Origin of the sequence: Aromatoleum bremense (genome assembly GCF_017894365.1) — a bacterium.
In the GTDB taxonomy this organism is placed as follows: Bacteria; Pseudomonadota; Gammaproteobacteria; order Burkholderiales; family Rhodocyclaceae; genus Aromatoleum; species Aromatoleum bremense.
The window spans coordinates 1,765,124-1,780,069 of record NZ_CP059467.1; the positions used below are offsets into that span (position 1 = coordinate 1,765,124).

The window sequence follows — 14,946 nt, forward strand, 5'->3', positions numbered from 1 at the left end:
AGGGAAATGAACGCCGAACGCCGCTAAATTTGCCCGCCAGCTTCGACCAGGCGGTCGATCAGGCCGCTTTCGCGCACGGTCGGCGTGCCGCACGCGGCGAGCAGCACCGCTTCCGGCCCCGCGAGCACGACTTTGCGCGCAGCGCGGGTGACGCCGGTGTAGAGCAGTTCGCGCGTCATCACTTTCACCGGCGTCGCCGGCAGCAGCACCAGCACTTTCGCGAACTCCGAGCCTTGCGCCTTATGCACCGTCATCGCGAACGCGGTGTCGTGGGCGGGCAGGCGCAGCGGCGCGAGTTCGCGCCAGCCGCCGGCAGGGTCGGGGAACACGACGCGCAGCTCGCCGTGCGCGTCCGGCAGGCAGATGCCGACGTCGCCGTTGTAGAGCCGCAGCAGGTAATCGTTCTTCAGCACGATTACCGGCCGGCCCGGGTACCACGGCGACGCAGCGACGGCGCCGGGTGCATGCGCGAGCGCGGCGCGCGCGTGGCGCGACAGCCGCTCGTTGGTCGCATCGATGCCGCGCGGCCCGCCGTGCACCGCGCACAGCACGCGAAAACGGTCGAACGCGGCGAACACCGGCGCCGGATCGCCGCCGTACGTGCGCAACGCGTCGAGATAACCGGCATAGCCCTGCTCCAGCCGTGCGAGCACCGCGGCGGCGGGCGCATCGCCCTCGTCCGCGAGCCATTCGACCGACGAATCGGCGCCCTCGCGCAGCCAGGCGAGCACTTCGTCGCCGGCACCCGCGTTGATGCCGGCGGCGAGCCGGCCGATGCCGGAGTCGGCGGAAAAACGATGGCTCTCGACGAACCACACGACGCTGCCGGCGAGCGGCGTCGCGCGGCGCGGCGGCGGCGGCGCGATGCGCCCGGCCGGCGTGCCGGTCAGCGCGGCGAGCCGCGCGACGCATGAAGCCTCGAGCGACGCGTCGGCGCACAGCTCGGCGAACACCGCGCCGGCCTCGACCGCGGCGAGCTGATCCTTGTCGCCGAGCAGGATCAGGCGCGCGTGCGGCGGCAGCGCGTCGACGAGCCGCGTCGCGAGCGCGAGATCGAGCATCGACGCCTCGTCGACGACCAGCACGTCGAGCGCGAGCGGATTGCCGGCGTGGTGGCGGAAGCGGCCGGGCTGCGGCGTCACGCCGAGCAGGCGATGCAGCGTGTGCGAGGTCTGCGGCAGCCGCCCGCGGACCTCTTCCGGCACGGAGGCGCTGCGCGCGCGCAGCGCGTCGAGCATGCGCGCGGCGGCCTTGCCGGTCGGCGCGGCGAGCGCGACCCGCAGTTCCGGTTCGGCACTCAAGAGGCATGCGAGCAGCGCCGCGACGGTCGTCGTCTTGCCGGTGCCCGGCCCGCCGCTGATGACGGTCAGGCGCCGTTCGAGCGCGAGCGCGACGGCGAGCTTCTGCCAGTCGGCGCGCCCGCCGAGCCGCGCGGCGTTGGCGGCGAAAAGTTCGCCGAGGCGCTCAACGGTGGCCCGCGGCGGCGCCGGCAGCGGGCTTGCGGCGCGCGCGACGAGCGCGGTCGCGAGACGCCGTTCCCAGTCGTAATGGCGGCGCAGGTACAGGCGGTCGGCCGCGTCGAGCAGCAGCGGCCGCGGCTCGGGCGCCGCCGCGCGGCCGACGACGCCGCTCGCGAGCAGCGCCTCGCGCAGCCCGGCAACCGTCTCGTCCACGGCGACGAGCTCGGCGAGCGGCACGCACACGTGCCCGGCGGCGACGGCGAGGCTCGCGCGCATCGCCGCCGCGCGCAGCCGCGGCAGGCAGGCGTCCGGTGCCCCGGCGGCGCGCGCCCAGCTCACGACATGCGCGGCAAAACCGTGCGCGAGCTCGGCTTCGGCAGTCAGGTCGGGGCGCAGGTCGAGAGGGTTCATCGCACGGATTCCGGGGCGGGGACGCCGCCGATCAGGCGGTCGAGGCTAGCGAGGGTTGCGGCGTCCGGGCGGTGGACATACACGCCTGCCGGATGCTCGCCGAGCCGCCAGCCGGGCCGTACGCCGCGCACGAAAAGATACAGCGCGCCGCCGAAATGGCGCTCGAAGTCGTAGCCCGGCAGCGTGCGCCCGAGATGGCGGTGCAGCGCGAGGCTGTAGAGCAGGTGCTGGAGATGGTAGCCGTGCGCGCGCATCGCCTCTTCGAGGCGCGCCGGCGCATAGTCTTCGGGCGTGAAGCCGAGGTGGTTCGATTTCCAGTCGAGGACGTAGAAACGCCCGTCATGCTCGAAGACGAGGTCGATGTAGCCTTTCAGGTAGCCCGCGAGCGCGCCGAACGCGAGCCGCGGCACCGCGTAGCCCGCGCGCGCGAGCCAGTCGTTCAGCGCTTCGGCCGACAGCCGCGGCGCCGGCAGGTGGAAACCGAGTTCGACGAGCGTGCGGCTGCGGGCCACGCGACCGAGCACGATGCCGCCGGGCAGCCGGGTCGCGAGCACGTCATCGACGAGGCGCTCGAGCATGCGTGCGAGCGGCGCGCCGGCGCCGCGCTGCGGATGCTCGGCGAGCGCCGCCGCGATGGCCGGCGCGCGGCTCGCCGGAGCGGGGAAATCGAGCCGTTCGAACACCGCGTGGATGCAGTCGCCGGCCGCAGGGCCGCGCGGGAAGAACAGGATGTCGTCGTCGCCGGGCGCTATGGCCGGCGCGATCGATGTCGCGCCGTCGATCGGCGCCACCAGCAGGGCGCGGGCGTCATGGTCCTGCGCCGCCGCATCATTGCCCGCGCCGTGGTTCAGTGCGCTGAAACTGCCGATCCGCCACGCGGACGGCAGGCGCGCCGGGGGCGGCAGCACCTGCAGCGCATCCGCGGCCGGTTCGGCGATCGCCAGCCGCCCACCGCCGCCTGCCGGCAGGTTGACGATCGCCAGATCGGGTTCGGCACGCTCGAGCAGCCGTGCCCACGCGGCCTCGATATCGTCCGTCGTCAGCTTGTGCCGGAGCCATTCCGCGTGGCTTGTGCCGGCGCCGGCGACGAGCCAGTTCAGCAGGCTGCGCGTGCTCTCGGTCGGCGACGCCGTCTTGCCGTTCTTCTTCAGGTAACAGCCGGCGACGAGATAGCAGCGGTACACCGCGCGCGTCATCGCGACATAGACGAGGCGCAGGAACTCGGCGTCGCGCTCGCGGCGCATCAGCGCCTTGACGTCGTCGTCGTCGCGCGCGGCGGGGCGAAAGTCGAGCAGCAACCCGCCATCCGCGTCGTGATAGACGCAGCCTTCGCCGTCGTCGCCGCGGCCGGCGAAGCCGTCCCACAGGAAAGGGCAGAACACGACGCCGTATTCGAGGCCCTTCGAACGATGGATCGTCACGATCTGCACGAGGTTGCGGTCGGATTCGAGCCGCACTTGCGTCGCCTCGCTCGCCCCCGCGTCGCGCCGCCGGCTCGCGAACCAGCGCAGCAGCGCGTCCGGCGACGGGTGTTCGACGCCCGCCGCGTGCAGGCATTCGGCCAGATGCAGCAGATTCGTCAGCCGCCGCTCGCCATCGTCGCGCGCGAGCAGGCGCACGTTGACGCTCTCCTGCACGACCCAGCGCCGCAGCATCACGCCGAGGCCGCGCGCGAGCCACACTTCGCGCAGCTCGGCGAAGCGGGCGATCACGCGCAGCAGCGCACCTTCGTCGGCGGCGAGCGCGTCGAGCGCGGCGGCGTCGAAGCCCATCAGCGCGGTCGCGAGCGCGGCCGACAGCAACGGCAGGTGCGCCGGCTCGGCGATCGCGAGCAGCACGCGTTCGAGCTCCTCGGCGTCCGTGCTGTGGAAAACGCTCTGCTGCGACAGCTCGACGCTGCCGACGCCGAGCGCGGCGAGCGCTTCACGCATCCGCGCGCCCTGGCTGTGGCTCTTGACCAGCACCGCGATATCGCCCGGGGCGAGCGCGCGGGGGCCGATCGTGATGCGTCCTGCAGCCCCTTCGCCGACGAGCCGGACGATCTCCGCCGCGGTCGCTGCCGCCGCCCGGGCGACGACCGCGGCGCGCAGCGGCAGCACGCCGTCAGCATCCGGCGCAATCCACCACACGCGCAGCGACGCCGGATCGGCCGCGGCCGACGAGTCGACGAACCGCTGGCGCGGTTTCGCGCCTTCGCTGACCGTCTCGTACGCCAACCCGTCGAGCACGAAAGCCGCCGGGTTCGCCGTGAACAGCGCGTTGCAGGCGCCGATCAGGCCGCCGACCGAACGCTGGTTGCGGCTCAGCGTGTAGCGCGTGTCGGCTTCGCCGCGGGCGTGCAGGTATGTGTGCAGGTCGGCGTTGCGGAAGCTGTAGATCGCCTGCTTCGGGTCGCCGACGAGGAAGAGTCCCCCGTGCCGTCCGCCGTCGGCGTAGATGCGGCGGAAAATCTCGAACTGCAGCGGATCGGTGTCCTGGAATTCGTCGATCAGCGCGACCGGGTAGCGCCGATGCAGCGCCGCGGCGAGCCACGGGTTGTCGTCGCCGGCGAGCGCTTCATGGACGTTGAACAGGATGTCGTCGAACGCGATCTGGCGCCGCTCGCGTTTCGTCTCGCGCAAGCGCGCCGAGCCCGTTTCGAGAAAGCGGCGCAGCAGCGCGAGGCGCGCGGCGTCGAGCGCGGCAATGACCTCGTCGCGCAACGCGAGCACGCGCGCCGCGGCGTCGAAGAAAGGGTGCTGCGGCGCGCTGCAGTGCTTCTTCACGCATTCATTGAGGCGCGTCACTGAGAACAGCGCGAACTTGCCGTCCTGCACGTCGAGCGGCGCGAGCGGGTCGCCGCCGGCGAGCCAGCTCGTCCAGTTTTTCGCTGCCAGCGCGACGCCGTCGGCCTTGTAGCTCGTCGCGCTCAGGCCCGGCAGGCCGGCAAGCAGCGCGTCATGGGCCTCGCGCCCGTTGCCGTTCCACAGCGCGCAGGCGTCGGCAAACGCCGGGAAAATAGGGGACAGACCACGTTTTTCTCCGAAAAACGTGGTCTGTCCCCTATTTTCATTTTCCGGCCAGCGTTTTTGCGCGAGCGGGCGGGCGAGATAGCGCCCGAGCAGCGCGGCCCAGCGCTCCGGGCTGTCGCCGCGCGCGATCAGCAGTTCGCCGAGTTCGGCCGGACAGTCGTCGCTGGCGATTTCGCGGCGCCAGAAGTCGCGCGTCGCCTCCAGGCGCAGCTCGAGGTCGTCTTCGGCGAGTTCGAGCGCGAACGGCAGCGCGGCGGCGAACGGCGTGTCGGCCAGCGCGCGCTGGCAGTAGCCGTGGATCGTGAAAATCGCCGCTTCGTCGAACGTCTGCAGCGCCAGGTCGAGCCGCTCGCGGATCTGCGCGCGCGCGATCGCCCGCGACTCGAGCGCGGCGACGAGTTGCGCCACGAACGGGTCGCCGTCGGCGGCGGTGCCGTCGAGATACGCGAGCGTGCCGGCGATGCGCTCGCGCACGCGGCTTTTCAGTTCGGCGGTCGCGGCGCGCGTGAACGTCACGACGAGGATCGCGTCGACCGGCAGTTCGCGCTCGACGAGCAGGCGCAGGAACAGGCCGCAGATGTTCCACGTCTTGCCGGTGCCTGCCGACGCTTCGATCAGGCGGATGCCGTCGAGCGGGCATTCGAAGACGTCGAGCTCGTCGGCGCGGGGAGTTGCGGCAGCCGGCAGCGCGGCGGCATGCATCGTCATGTCACAGCCTCGGGTCGTCGAGATGCGCGACGAGCGGCTGCAGCACCGTCGCGGCGTGGTCGTAGAACGCGTCACCGAGCGGGTCGGGCAGCCCGCGGAACGCGAGCCGGATCGCCGCGTCGCGGCATTCGCCAAACTCGGGCCGGCCGCCACCGCTCCATTTCTGCTCCGCCTTGTAGCGGTTGCAGTCATTGACGACCCAGGCCCACGCCGATTTCGGGAAGAACGGCAGCGGCCGCATCAGCCCTTCGCGGTACAGCGCAACCAGCGCTGCGAGCTGTCTGCGCGCGTCGTCGCAGTGCCGCAGGCGATAGACGCCATCGCGCGAATGCCATTCGGTGCACAGCTCCGCAGCGTCGGGGGCGGCCGCGCACAGCGCGAGATGCGCGATCCAGCCGGCGACATAGTCGTTCGCGCGCGCCTCGTCGTAGCGGTGGCGCACGAGGCCGGCCGGGCGCAGGTCGCCGAACGCGGCGTCGAGCGTCCAGCGTTCGCCACCGAGGTCGAAGTCGAGGTGCGCCTGCAGCGGCGGCAGCGGGTCGGGCGCGAGCGCCGTGCGCAGGCCGCCGGCATAGGCCTGGAGGACGCCGAGTTCGCGCTCGAGCAGGCGCTCGCCGAGCGGCCCGGCCGGGAATTCGCCGCCGGCGGGCGCGAGATTGCGCACCGCGTCCGGGTTGCGCCCCGCGAGCAGCGCCGGCAGCAGCCGCTCGGCGAGCGCCTGGCGCTCCGGCCACGCCGGCAGGAACGCTTCGTCGTCGATGAGCTCCTCGTCGCCTTCGGACACCCTCACGCCGAGCCGTTCGCGCAGCAGGAAGCGGACCGGATTGCGGAAGAAGCGGATCAGCCGGTCGAGCCCGACCGTTCGCCATTCGTCGGGCGGCGGCGGCAGCGACGCGACGAAGAACGGCGCCTCGCCGGCGTCGTCGGGTTCGCAGCCGTCTTCCTCGTCGCGCTCGCTGCCGCTATCACCGCAGACCGAACGTGCAGCGGGCAGCCCGCGCGCCGCCGCCTGCAGGCGGGCACGCAGCGCGTCGCAGTATTCGGCGTTGAAGCTCGCGAGCCGCGCGTCGCGCTGCGGGTCGGCGATGAAATAGTTGCGCGAGAACGCCTGCAGCGGATGGACGACCGTCAGCCGGCGCCGCGCAGCAACGTGCGACGCCGCGTCGAGCGGATCGGCGGCGCACGCGCGTGCGGCGTAGTCGAGCAGCTCGTCCACCAGCACCGAAGGCGGTTTTTCGCTGTTGTCGCGCACGCTGCGGCCTGCGTACGACAGATGCAGGCATTCGCGCGCGGCAAGCAGCAGGTCGAGGAACAGGTTGCGCTCGTCGTCGCGGCGCTGGCGGTCGCCGCGCGCGCCGTGCTTCGCCATCAAGTCGAACTCCACGGCCCGGTCGGCGCCGGGGAACGCGCCGTCGTCGAGGCCGATCGCGCACACCACGCGGTACGGCAGGCTGCGCAGGCTCGTCATCGCCGAAAACGTCACCGCGCCGCCGGGCACGCCGCCGCGCGCCGGATCATCGAGCAGCGCGGCGAGCGCGTCATGCACGAGCGCGAGCGGCACCGGGCTGCGCAGCCCGCCGGCCTGCATGTTCGCGTGCAGCTCGGCGCTCGCCGCGAGCACGGCGCCCCGGTCGTCGGCCCACTCGGCGTCGGGCGGGATCAGGCGGTCGAGCAGTTCGACGAGCAGCGCGCGCCAGCCGTCGGCGTCGTGCGGCCGGCGCGCCGCCGCCTCGAGCCACTGCAGCGTCTCGACGTAGCGCCACAAGCGACCCAATGCGAGCGCCTCGCCGCCTTCGGGATTGCCGGCGCCGAGGCGCCCGCCGAACAGCACCGGGCCACCGACATCGCCCTCCTCGCCGGGGCTTGCGCCTCCATCGCCGAGCGCATAGGCGAGAAACAGCCGGTGCAGGCCTTCGGCGAGGCTGTGGCGGTCGACGCCCGGCAGGCCGAGCCGGCGGCGATGCGCGCCATCGAGCCCCCAGCGCACGCCGGCCGCGCGCAGCCATTCATGCACCTGCTCCAGATCCGCGCCATCGAGGCCGAAACGGCGCGCGACCGGCGGCTGCTGCAGCAGGTCGAACACGCGGCTCGCCGGGAAGCGGCTCGCGGCGAGCGCGAGCGCGGCATCGAGCACGCGCGCGACCGGATTGATGCGCGTCTGGCCGAGGCCGGTGATCGTCCAGGGAATGCGGCGCGACGCCGGCGCGGTGCCGAACACCGCTTCGATCAGCGGCGCCGCGGCGTCGAGATCGGGCGTGACGACGAGGATGTCGTCGGGCCGCGGCGCGTCCGGGGCGGCGAGCAGCGCGAGCAGCCGGTCGTGCAGCACTTCGAGTTCGCGCGTAGCCGAATGGCACACATGCACCTCGACGCTGCGGTCGTCGTCGGCGAGCACGATGCTGCCGGGCGCGAGATCGACGAGGTCGAGCACCGCATCGTGCAGCTGCGCGAGCAGGCTCGCGCCGCCGGCCGGGACGAACAGGCTGTCCTCGATTTCCGGCGCCCCTTCGCCTTCGAACAGCAAATCGATGTGCGCCTGCGTCTGCCGTCCCCACGCGGCGAGCAGCCGGTTGCCGGATTCGAAATAGAGATCCTGTTGTTGGCCGGCGAGCCAGGCGAGACGTCGCGGCTCGACGATCTCGAACCAGTATTCGCGGCACGGATTGAGCACGTACAGGCGCACATCGACCCGCTGCGACAGTTCGCGCAGCACGTCACGGTACAGCGGCGGCATCGCCGGCAGGCAGAATACGTGCACCGACTCCGGCAGGATGCCGGGCAATGCATCGCCGGCTGCGGCGATCACGCGGAAAAAAGTTTCCGCCGGGTGCTCGCTGCGCGTCCCCAGTTCCGCCGTCAGCCGGCGCCACAGCCCGGCTTGCCAGGCTTCATCGGCGCGCGCGTCTTCCGGCAGGCCGGCGACCATCCTCCCTGCGGACCATTCGGCGAGCCAGCGCGGGCGGTACGTGAGGTAGTGGTCGAAGACACGTGCGACGCGTTCGGCGAGCTCGAAGCGCATCGTCGCGTCGGCTGTCCCGAGGTAACGCGCGAGCCGCGGGTGCGTGCCGGTCCAGGCGGCATCCTGGAACTGCTCGAAAATCCGCCACACGAGCAGCGCCGGTGCGAACGGCGATTGCTCCCCGACCGCGACCACCTTGCCGATCTGGCTCCACAGCCATTGCGCGAGGTACGAGAAGCGCAGGTTCGCCGCGACGCCTTCGCGCCGCGCGACCGCAAGCTCGACGCTGCGCCGCAGCGCTGCGCTCGGCACGACGATCTCGCGCATGCCGAACGGCCCCGGCTGCTCGTCGGCGAGGCGCGCGAGCAGCGTTTCGAGGAGCACTTCGTAGCGGTTCGAGAAGGCGAGCGAGAGCATCGGCACGGAGGCGAGGCGGATCAGGGCGTCATGTTACCCGCTCCGCGCGCTGCGGCGTCGCGCCGGCGGTGCGCGCGGCACCGCCGGGAGCTTCAGGGGTGTTCGCGCAGCTTCCCGATGCCGACCGCCTTCAGCACGACTTTTTCATAGATCGGCTCGGTCGTGCCCTTGCGCATCTTGTGCAGGAAATATTTCTCGAAGCCGACTTTCGCCAGGTGCACCCACTTGCCGTGCGCGACCCAGTTCACGTTGCGCGGCGGGATCTGAGGCAGTGCGACGAAAGCAGCGCCCGTGTCGCCGAAATCGGCGAGGCAGATCGCGTTCCACGTCGCCGTCTCGACCGGTTCGCGGCCGTCGATCAGCGCCCGGATGTTCTGCGCCGTCGCGGTCACCATCGACTCGATCATGTAGCCGGTCTTTGGCGTGCCGGTCGGGACCGGCGTCACCTCGACGGGCGGGATGGCGACGCAGACGCCGATCGCGAACACGTTCGGATACTTCGGGTTGCGCTGATGCCTGTCGATCAGCACGAAGCCGCGCGGATTGACGAGCCCTTCGATGCCGAACACCGCCTCCACGCCCCGGGCAGTTCGTGGCGGCGTTTCTCCTTGCCGTCCTCGTCATGCTCGATGACGTGCATCCTGCCGTCCTCGACGCGCTCGACCTTCGCGTTGCAGATCCACTTGATATGGCGGTCGCGGAAGATCGATTCCATCAGCCCTTTCGAATCGCCGACGCCGCCGAGACCGAGATGGCCGATGTACGGTTCAGAGGTGACGAACGTCATCGGCACGCGATCACGTATCTTGCGGCGGCGCAGGTCCGCGTCGAGGATCATCGAGAACTCGTAGGCCGGCCCGAAGCATGACGCGCCCTGCACCGCGCCGACGACGATCGGCCCGGGATCCTGCACGAACGCCTGCCACGCGTGCTCCGCGCGCACCGCATGATCGACATGGCATATCGACTGCGTGAAACCGCCGTGCGGACCGAGCCCGGGGATCTCGTCGAACGCGAGTTTCGGCCCGGTAGCGATGACGAGAAAGTCGTAGTCGAGGCGCCGCCCGTCATCGAGCTCGACGGCGTTCGCCGCCGGCTCGACGCGGCGAACGCCGACCGGGATGAAGTCGATATGCTTCTTCGCGAGCACCGCCGCGGGGTCGACCTCGATATCCTCGCGCTTGCGCCAGTTGACGGCGATCCACGGATTCGACGGCACGAAGTGGAAGCGCGGATCCTTCGCGACGACGGTGATCCGGTCCTGCGTGCGCGCGGCTTCGCGCATTTCGTAAGCCATCGGCAAGCCACCGAGTCCGGCGCCGATAATGACGATGTGAGCCATGTCTCCTCCCTGAGTACGCGGATCGGCCGACGAGCGGCGCCCGAACCCGCCGATCCGGTGGGGGCGCACGAGTGGCCATGCGCGCTGCGACACGACGCGGAGGCGGCATCCGGCGGCAACCCATGAAGTATATTAGGAACATCTAATTAATTAAGCAATGCGCGACTGCGCTCCGTGCGAGCGCCTCCGCAGCGCGCGAGTTGGTTCGGTGTCGAGCGTCAGCGCCGCCCCGTCGAGCAGCAGGCCGGTGAGGGGACGCCCTGTCGGCTCGTCGCTCAGCCTCCCAGACCCTGGCGCGGGTTGAACGCGAGCTCGCGCGCCATCCGCTCGTAGAACTGCCGCGCCGCTTCGGTGTCGGCTGGCGGCAGCACGATGTCGAGGACGAGGTACAGGTCACCCGGCTCGGTCCCCGGAATGCCGCGCCCCTTCAGCCGCAGCTTGCGACCGTTCTGCGAGCCCGGCGGAATCCGCACCGAAACCGTGCCGGCTGGCGTCGGCACGTCCACCGACGCGCCGAGCGCCGCCTCCCACGGCGCGACCGGCACCGTCTCGAAGACGTCCCGACCGTCGACGCGGTAACGCGGGTGCGGGCGAAAATGGACTTCGAGAAACAGGTCGCCCGCCGGGCCGCCCCCGGCGCCCGGGCGTCCCTGTCCGGCGAGCCGGATCTGCTGGCCGTCGCGCACACCCTTCGGGATGCGCACCTGCAGCGTGCGCTCTCGCGTCGTCACATGGCCCTGCGGGTCGAGCTCGGGCGCCCGCAGCCGGATCTCGCGCGTCGCACCGTGGAACGCGTCGTCGAGGTCGATGACGACCTTCGCATGGTGGTCCTCGCCGCGTGCGTGGAAGCCGCGCGAGTGGAACTGCGCGCCGCGACCGCCCTGCCCCATCTGGCCGAACAGGCTCGAGAAGAAATCGCTGAAGTCGCCCGCGTCGCCTCCCCTCCCGCCGCGCGTGAACTCGAAGCCGGCGTCCCAGTCCGGCGGCGGCCGGAAATCCTGGCCGGCGCGGAAGCCGCGGCCGAGCTGGTCGTACGCCGCGCGCTTTTCCGGATCGGACAGCACCGCGTTCGCCTCGTTGACCTCCTTCATGCGCAGCTCTGCGTCCGCCGCCTTGCTGACGTCGGGATGGTACTTGCGCGCGAGCTTGCGGTACGCGCGCTTGATCTCGTCGGCCGACGCATCGCGCCCGACGCCGAGCACCTGGTAGTAGTCCCTGAATTCCATGCGTTCCGATCTCCCAGATCATTTTCTGCGTGGCAATCGCCCCGCATATTGACTACAAGATAGGGGTGCCGGCACGGCTTGAAAAGGCTCTTGAACTCCGTCGCTCCGAACTCATATGGGGAGTGCAGGGCGACGGAGACGCCGCCCGGTTGCGGCGGATCGCAAAGTCCGCGACAAGTTGAACCTGGATGGATCAAGGAGGTTGCCATGTATGAGTCGCTTCTGAACTTCCCCGGCGGACTGTTCGCCGATTTCGACCGCCTGCAGCGCGAATTGCAGCAGGCGTTCGGCGCAGTTGGCCAGCCGAGCAGCATCCGCGCCGTCGCGAGCGGCACCTTTCCCTCGATCAACGTCGGCAGCACGCCCGGCTCGGTCGAGATTTACGCGTTCGCTCCCGGCATCGACCCGTCGAAGCTCGACGTGCAGATCGACCGCGGCGTGCTGACGCTATCGGGCGAGCGCCCGAGCGCGCTGCCTTCGGGCGACGAGCGCCAGGCGGTGTATGCGTCCGAGCGCTTCTCCGGGCGCTTCCGGCGCACCGTGAGCCTGCCCGAGGACATCGACCCGGACCGCGTCACCGCGAACTATCGCGACGGCGTGCTGCACATCTCGGTTTCGCGGCGCGAATCGGCGCAGCCGAAGCGCGTCGAGATCAAGTAAGCGATCGAACGGACGGAGGACATTGAGATGAACGACAAGCAGGAAGTCACGAAAGCGGAACGCCAGAGCGACACGCCCGCGCTGCTGCCACGCGTCGACGTCTTCGAGGACGGCACCGGCATCACGCTGCTCGCCGACCTGCCCGGTGTCGCGAAGGACAAGCTGACGCTGCGCGTCGAAGGCGACACGCTGCAGCTCGAAGGCGAGATTTCGCCGGAGACGCCCGCGAACATGGAAGCGGTCTATGCCGAGCTGCGCCTGCCGCGCTACCGCCGCGCCTTCACACTGAGTTCGGAGCTCGACACGGACAAGGTCAACGCGCAGTTCAAGGATGGTGTGCTGACGCTGCGCATCCCGAAGCACGCTCACGCGCAGCCCCGCAAGATCGAGGTCAAGATCGTATGAGCGCGGGCCGCGACGATCGACAGGAGGTGTCACGATGAACAGGATGGCCGAGTTCAAGCACGGTCTCGAGGAGGCATGGCAGTCGGTCGCCGACGGATGGCGGCAGCTGCGCGATCGCGCTGCCGGCGCGCTGACGCATTTCGGCCCGGGAAAGGCCGCGTCCGCCGCCGACGCGCGCGCGCCAGAATCTGCCCAGTTCCCGGCGGCGACCTGGGCGCTGCTCGCCGGCGACGTTTTCGAGGACGACGACAAGCTCGTCGTGCGCGTCGAGGCGCCCGGCCTCGAGAAGGACGACTTCGACCTCGAGGTGCGCAGCGACGTGCTCATCGTTCGCGGCGAAAAGCGCTACGAGCACGAGGCGACCGAAGGCCGCTACCGCGTACGCCAGTGCGCATACGGCAGCTTCCACCGCGCGATCCCGCTGCCGTCGCCGGTCGAGGCCGGCGGCGCGAAGGCAACTTACCGCAACGGGGTGCTCAGGATCGAGCTGCCGAAGGCCGCCCGCGCGAAAACGCGGCGCATCGAGATCCGCAGCGGCTGACGCGCACGGGCGGCGGGCCGGAGTACCATGCCCGCTGCCCGACACGCGACGGATCGAGCGGATGGCACGCATTTACCCGGAGGGATGGCGACAGATGCCCGCGAGCGGCAGGCTCGCGCGTGAGCTCGACACGCTCGCGACGCTCGCCGCCGGCCTGCCGGACGACCACGCGGTCTATCACGGCGTGCATTGGACGCGTGTCGAGCGCGAGCATGCGCTGTTCGGCGCGATCGACTTCGTCGTCCTCGGGCCGACCGGGCGGCTGCTGCTGATCGAGCAAAAATCCGGCTTCCTCGACGAGACGCCGCAAGGACTCGTCAAGACCTACGCGAAGGAAAAGAGCCACGTCGGCGTGGCGATGGCGCGCAGCGCCGGGCAGTTGCGCGAACGCCTCGCCGCTTTCCTCAAGGGCCACCAGGCGGACGTCGAGACGCTGCTGTACTGTCCCGACTACACCGTCCGCCAGCCCGGCAGCGCCGGCGTCGATCCGGCACGGATCGTCGACGCCGGCCGGCGCGAACATCTCGCCGCGATCGTGCAGAGCCTGTTGCGCGAAGGGCCGCGCGACCGCGTCGTGCTCGACAACGTCCACCGCTTCCTCGCGGACCAGCTCGAACTCGTGCCGGACGTCAATGCGTTCATCGGCCAGGCCGAGGCGCTGTACACGCGGCTCGCCGGCGGCCTCGCCGAATGGGCGCGGCGCATCGACATGGAACCGTTCCGGCTGCGCGTGACCGGCACCGCCGGCAGCGGCAAGACGCAGCTCGCGATGGCGGTGTTGCGCGACGCGCTCGCAGCCGGACGCCGGCCGCTGTACGTCTGCTACAACCGCCCGCTCGCCGACCACATCGCGCTGATCGCGCCGTCCGGCGGCGTCGTCGCGACGTACCATCAGCTGTGCGACCGCGTGCTGCGCGCGCACGGGAAAGTGCCGGACTTCTCGCAGCCGGACGCGTTCGCGCGTCTCGAACAGGCGTTCCGCGAACTCGAGCCCGGCGAGGACTGGCGGTTCGACGAGCTGATCGTCGACGAAGGCCAGGACTTCCGCGACGAGTGGCGCGACGCGCTGCTGCGCCTGCTGCGCCCCGGCGGGCGCGCGTGGTGGCTCGAAGATCCGCTGCAGAACCTCTACGGCCGATCCGAGGCCGCGCTGCCGGGCTGGGTGCGCATCACGAGCGAGCGCAATTACCGCAGCCCGTCGGACATCATCGATACGCTGAACCGCGCGCTGCCGCTGCCGCACGCGCTCGAAGCCGCCAGCCCGCTCGGCGGCTCGGGGGTCGAGATCCTGACGTGGAAAGACGAGACCGCGCTCGTCGAGCAGACCAAGCGCGCGATAACCCGCGCGATCGGCCTCGGCTTTCGCCGCGGCATGATCGCGACGCTCACGTTCCGCGGTCGCGAGCACTCGCTGTTCACGCCATACGAGCGGCTCGGCGCCCACCGCCTGAAAGCTTTCACCGGCAGCTACGACCTGCTCGGCAACCCGGTCTACTCGGAAGGCGACTTCCTGATCGACTCGGTGTACCGCTTCAAGGGCCAGGCCGCGCCGTGCGTGATCTTCACCGAGATCGACTTCGACGCGCTCGACGAACTGACGGTGCGCAAGCTCTTCGTCGGCGCGACGCGGGCGAGCATGAAGCTGATCCTGGTCACGTCGGAGAGGGCAGCGCGGCTGCTCGCGCAGCGGACGGAGTGACCCTGGCCCGGCCGCCATCAACCCGTCCGACGGGCGCTCCACGCGCGCGATCTCGCAGTATCCTTGCGGGCGCGCCGAAGGGCTCGCGACCACAAATCGATAGAACG

General features: G+C 70.8%; 10 protein-coding genes. 4 read left to right on the forward strand and 6 right to left on the reverse strand.

The window, feature by feature from the left end; all coding sequences use genetic code 11:
* Positions 1-23: 23 nt before the first annotated feature.
* From recD to pbN1_RS08420, 6 genes are all read right to left on the reverse strand, one after another.
* The gene (gene recD, locus pbN1_RS08400; RefSeq protein WP_210147699.1) at positions 24-1,871 is read right to left on the reverse strand and encodes an exodeoxyribonuclease V subunit alpha; all 1,848 of its coding nucleotides are present in this window, start codon (positions 1,869-1,871) and stop codon (positions 24-26) included.
* Positions 1,868-5,590, reverse strand: a complete 3,723-nt coding sequence (recB, locus tag pbN1_RS08405; protein WP_244857208.1) for an exodeoxyribonuclease V subunit beta — start codon at positions 5,588-5,590, stop codon at positions 1,868-1,870. The genes recD and recB overlap by 4 nt, the downstream gene beginning before the upstream one ends.
* Position 5,591: 1 nt before the next feature.
* Positions 5,592-8,966 carry an exodeoxyribonuclease V subunit gamma gene (gene recC, locus pbN1_RS08410; protein WP_169203486.1) on the reverse strand — a complete coding sequence of 1,125 codons (3,375 nt, stop codon included), beginning with the start codon at positions 8,964-8,966 and terminating at the stop codon, positions 5,592-5,594.
* A gap of 92 nt (positions 8,967-9,058) precedes the next feature.
* The gene (locus tag pbN1_RS20775; RefSeq protein ID WP_244857209.1) at positions 9,059-9,535 is read right to left on the reverse strand and encodes an NAD(P)/FAD-dependent oxidoreductase; all 477 of its coding nucleotides are present in this window, start codon (positions 9,533-9,535) and stop codon (positions 9,059-9,061) included.
* On the reverse strand, positions 9,490-10,308 hold the full coding sequence (locus tag pbN1_RS08415; protein WP_244857210.1) for an NAD(P)/FAD-dependent oxidoreductase: 819 nt from the start codon (positions 10,306-10,308) through the stop codon (positions 9,490-9,492). Before pbN1_RS08415 ends, pbN1_RS20775 begins: the two co-directional genes overlap by 46 nt.
* A 275-nt stretch (positions 10,309-10,583) precedes the next feature.
* Positions 10,584-11,534, reverse strand: a complete 951-nt coding sequence (locus tag pbN1_RS08420) for a DnaJ C-terminal domain-containing protein (RefSeq protein WP_169117337.1) — start codon at positions 11,532-11,534, stop codon at positions 10,584-10,586.
* A 207-nt stretch (positions 11,535-11,741) separates the two neighbouring features.
* On the opposite strand from pbN1_RS08420, the gene pbN1_RS08425 reads away from it, so the two are divergent.
* From pbN1_RS08425 to pbN1_RS08440, 4 genes are all read left to right on the forward strand, one after another.
* Positions 11,742-12,194, forward strand: coding sequence for an Hsp20/alpha crystallin family protein (locus pbN1_RS08425; RefSeq protein ID WP_169117336.1), 453 nt, complete (start codon positions 11,742-11,744; stop codon positions 12,192-12,194).
* A 27-nt stretch (positions 12,195-12,221) separates the two neighbouring features.
* Positions 12,222-12,599, forward strand: a complete 378-nt coding sequence (locus tag pbN1_RS08430) for an Hsp20/alpha crystallin family protein (protein WP_169203481.1) — start codon at positions 12,222-12,224, stop codon at positions 12,597-12,599.
* 34 nt (positions 12,600-12,633) lie between these two features.
* Entirely contained in the window at positions 12,634-13,140 is a 507-nt protein-coding gene (locus pbN1_RS08435; RefSeq protein ID WP_169117334.1) for an Hsp20/alpha crystallin family protein, read from the forward strand.
* Between the two features lie 61 nt (positions 13,141-13,201).
* Positions 13,202-14,839 (forward strand): ATP-binding domain-containing protein, encoded by a 1,638-nt coding sequence (locus tag pbN1_RS08440; RefSeq protein ID WP_169203480.1) that lies wholly within the window; start codon positions 13,202-13,204, stop codon positions 14,837-14,839.
* Positions 14,840-14,946: the final 107 nt, after the last annotated feature.